This window comes from Faecalibacterium sp. An58 (assembly GCF_002161515.1).
GTDB lineage: Bacteria > Bacillota > Clostridia > Oscillospirales > Ruminococcaceae > Faecalibacterium > Faecalibacterium avium.
The window spans coordinates 1-2945 of sequence record NZ_NFHX01000056.1 but is presented as its reverse complement, the minus strand read 5'-3'; the positions used below and the strand labels follow the sequence as shown (position 1 = coordinate 2945).

Annotated in this window: 5 protein-coding genes; 3 read left to right on the top strand and 2 right to left on the bottom strand. The window is 53.4% G+C overall.

Annotation, left to right across the window (positions count from 1 at the left end):
- Window positions 1-606: IS66 family transposase (locus B5G12_RS14045; protein ID WP_144064181.1), on the top strand; the 606-nt coding region annotated here is incomplete at its 5' end.
- Window positions 607-661: 55 nt separating this feature from the next.
- On the opposite strand, the gene B5G12_RS14040 is transcribed toward B5G12_RS14045, so the two are convergent.
- Window positions 662-1819, bottom strand: coding sequence for a reverse transcriptase domain-containing protein (locus tag B5G12_RS14040; RefSeq protein WP_087325479.1), 1158 nt, complete (start codon window positions 1817-1819; stop codon window positions 662-664).
- Window positions 1816-2124: an endonuclease/exonuclease/phosphatase family protein gene (locus B5G12_RS14545; RefSeq protein WP_343286652.1), complete on the bottom strand. Its 309-nt coding sequence runs from the start codon at window positions 2122-2124 to the stop codon at window positions 1816-1818. The genes B5G12_RS14040 and B5G12_RS14545 overlap by 4 nt, the downstream gene beginning before the upstream one ends.
- Before the next feature lie 95 nt (window positions 2125-2219).
- Here B5G12_RS14545 and tnpA point away from each other — a divergent pair, with 95 nt between their 5' ends.
- Together tnpA and tnpB are read left to right on the top strand one after the other, a co-directional pair.
- Window positions 2220-2585 carry an IS66 family insertion sequence element accessory protein TnpA gene (tnpA, locus tag B5G12_RS14030; RefSeq protein WP_087325477.1) on the top strand — a complete coding sequence of 122 codons (366 nt, stop codon included), beginning with the start codon at window positions 2220-2222 and terminating at the stop codon, window positions 2583-2585.
- Between the two features lies 1 nt (window position 2586).
- Window positions 2587-2943, top strand: coding sequence for an IS66 family insertion sequence element accessory protein TnpB (gene tnpB, locus B5G12_RS14025; RefSeq protein ID WP_087324977.1), 357 nt, complete (start codon window positions 2587-2589; stop codon window positions 2941-2943).
- Window positions 2944-2945: the final 2 nt, after the last annotated feature.

The window sequence follows — 2945 nt, the reverse complement described above, 5'->3', positions numbered from 1 at the left end:
TGTCTGGATTCCGTGACCCATGTGGGCTGTTGGGCTCACGCAAGACGCAAGTGGGTGGAATGCTTTGTGGACGGCAAGCCGGTACAGGGAAGCCGATCCGAGGCAGCGTTTCATCTGATTGAGGAGATGTTCTCCCTGGAGCAGGCCTGGAAAGACCTATCGCCAGAGGCCCGCTTTACTCTGCGGCAGGAAAAACTGCGGCCGCTGCTGGACAATTACTGGAAACTCCTGGACAGCTTCGAGGCAGCAGAAGGCACTGCGCTGAGCAAGGCCAAAACCTACTCTCTCAACCAGAAGCAGGCGCTGAACGCCGTGCTTCTGGATGGCCGCCTGGAACTGACCAATAATCTTGCCGAACGCACGGTGAAGCCTTTTGTGATGGCACGAAAGAATTTTCTGTTCTCCGACACCGCAAAGGGTGCCGATGCCAGCGCTCTGTGTTTCAGTGTGATCGAGACAGCCAAGCACAATGGTCTGGATCCCTTTGGTTACCTGCTATTCCTGCTGCAGGAGCTGCCCAAACTGGGCGAAAATCCTACCGAGGAACAACTGGTTCCGCTGCTCCCCTGGGCTGAAAGCCTTCCCGAGTATTGCAAACTCAAATAATTTTAACCGATTTGAGCTCCTTATGGGAGCTCTTTTCTTTATCCCTCACGGGGGATTATGGAGCGCTTACGGTGCAGCGAAAATATCCGGCCCAGCCTTTGAGCTTCCGGTTGAGCAGCAAGATCAGGTCGCGCTGCGATTTGCGGCTTGTGGAAATCGTCATCCGCAGGTCCTCAATAAAGCGCTCCACGGCTGCATCGGCGAGGTAAGAGTAGACCAGCCCATCCTTTTTAACGTAGGTCCTGGACAAAAATGTGAACCCCTCCGTGACAGAGCAGACCTTTGTCTTTTCCTCAGAAAAGGCCAGACCTCGTTCAGCAAGAAATTCCGTCAGGCATTGCCGGACAATTTGAGCGGCTTCCTGGGTACGGACTGTTACCAGGATGTCATCCGCAAAGCGGAGCAGATTGCCGTTGGCATAATCCATTGGTGAGGTTGTGCCGTGAAGTGTTTCATACACTTTCTTCTGCATCCCGTCCAGCGTAAAATTGGCCAGATAGGGTGATAGATTTGACCCCTCCGAAATCCCTGTCCCGGCGGAGGGAAACAGCTCTCCATCAAACACGATACCGGCGCTGAGAAATTTGGATAATACCTGTTTGTTCATTGGCGCATGGGCAATCAACCAGTCGTGCTGGATGTTGGCGTAGCACGCTTTCACGTCGCCGTAGAATACAAATGCTGGCGCATCTTCTTTGCGGATCATCTCGATCACATAGGCATGGGCGTCCTGGGTCGAACGCCCGGGGCGGAAGGCAAACGATTTCCGCTCTGCATACGCTTCTGTCACCGGGATGAGAGAGTAGCCGTATAAGACGCTCATGGCCCGGTCATAGTAAGTGGGCAACTGTGGGTATCTCTCGCGGCCTGTATTCTTGGCGACCAGTTTGATCTGCCGCAGCGGCGACGGCTTGTAATCCTTTGAAGTCAGCGACATAGCGGCCCGCATCTTCTCCGCGGCGGTCCGCCACCTTACGCCGTCTACCCCGGGGCTGCAGGAGGTGGAGGTCACATGGCGCACGGCCAGACACTTGACATCCAAATCGCACACCAGAGTCTGCTGCAACTCTTTGATCGCATCCGCATCTTTGCGATAGGCGGCCCGGGAAATCTGAGCCTGCATATCCAGTAGTTTTTGCTCGGCGGAGTCCCAGTTGATGTGTTCCCACAGTTTTGTTAGATATGCATCCGTACAGGGTTCAAAGGTGGTCATACGGCTACCTCCAACAAAATGGGACAATGATCCGACCCGTAGATGTCTTGTAAGTGTACCACATCCTGAACGGATTCCATCAGCTCATCTGAGACAAAGAAGTAGTCCAGCCGCCAGCCGCGATTCTCCTTCCGCTTGTACAGCCGGTTGCTCCACCAGGTATAGCTGCGCTTGTCGGGATACAGCGCCCGATAGGCGTCCGTCAGACCTTCCTCCAACAGGGTTTCCAGGTCAGAGCGCTCGTCTGAAGCATAGCCCTGATTGGCCCAGTAGAGCCGTATATTTGTAAGCGCTCCATAATCCACCGACTGTAAAAAAGTACTGACCTGTGAGAAAATAAGAGAAAGTATCAAAAGTCTTAGAAGTCTTAGAAATCTGAGAAGTCTCGCAGGGGTAAAAAATGAGCAATCAATATCAGAAATTAAAAAAGCAGCACTACCTTAGCCTGCTGCAGGAGTGCGCCCGCAGTGGAAAAAACAAGCGGGAATGGTGCGCACAGGCCGGTGTGAAATATTCAACCCTCATGAGATGGCAGGGGCTGCTGCGGGATGAACTGGCAGGAGAAATTCTTTCGGGCCAGGAGATTGTTCCGGTACAGATCCAAAAGTCAGGTGAAGAAGTACTTGCTTCCAAATCGTCTGCAGACTGCTGTGCAGACGAGGCAGGGACAGCTGGTATCTGTATCGAAAAGGGAGAAGTTCGCATTTATCTGCCGGCAGATGTGCCAATGGAATATCTGGTCAAGCTGGTGAAAGGGCTGGCTTAAGATGCTGGGAGATATCCGACAGGCCAAGAACGTGTATATTGTCTGTGGCTACACCGATATGCGCAAGGGATTGAACAGTCTGGTCCCTTTTGTGCAGCAGAACTTTGGGATAGATCCCTATTCCAGCAGCCTGTTTCTGTTCTGCGGCAAACGCTGTGACCGGCTGAAGGCGCTGCTGTGGGAACCAGACGGCTTTGTGCTGTTGTACAAGCGGCTGGACAATGGCCGTTACCAATGGCCACGGAATGCCCGGGAAGTAAAGCCGCTGACCTGGGAGCAATTCACCTGGCTCATGCAGGGGCTGAATATTGAGCAGCCCAGGGCGATCCGTCCCGGACGCCCGAAAGAACTGGTATAATT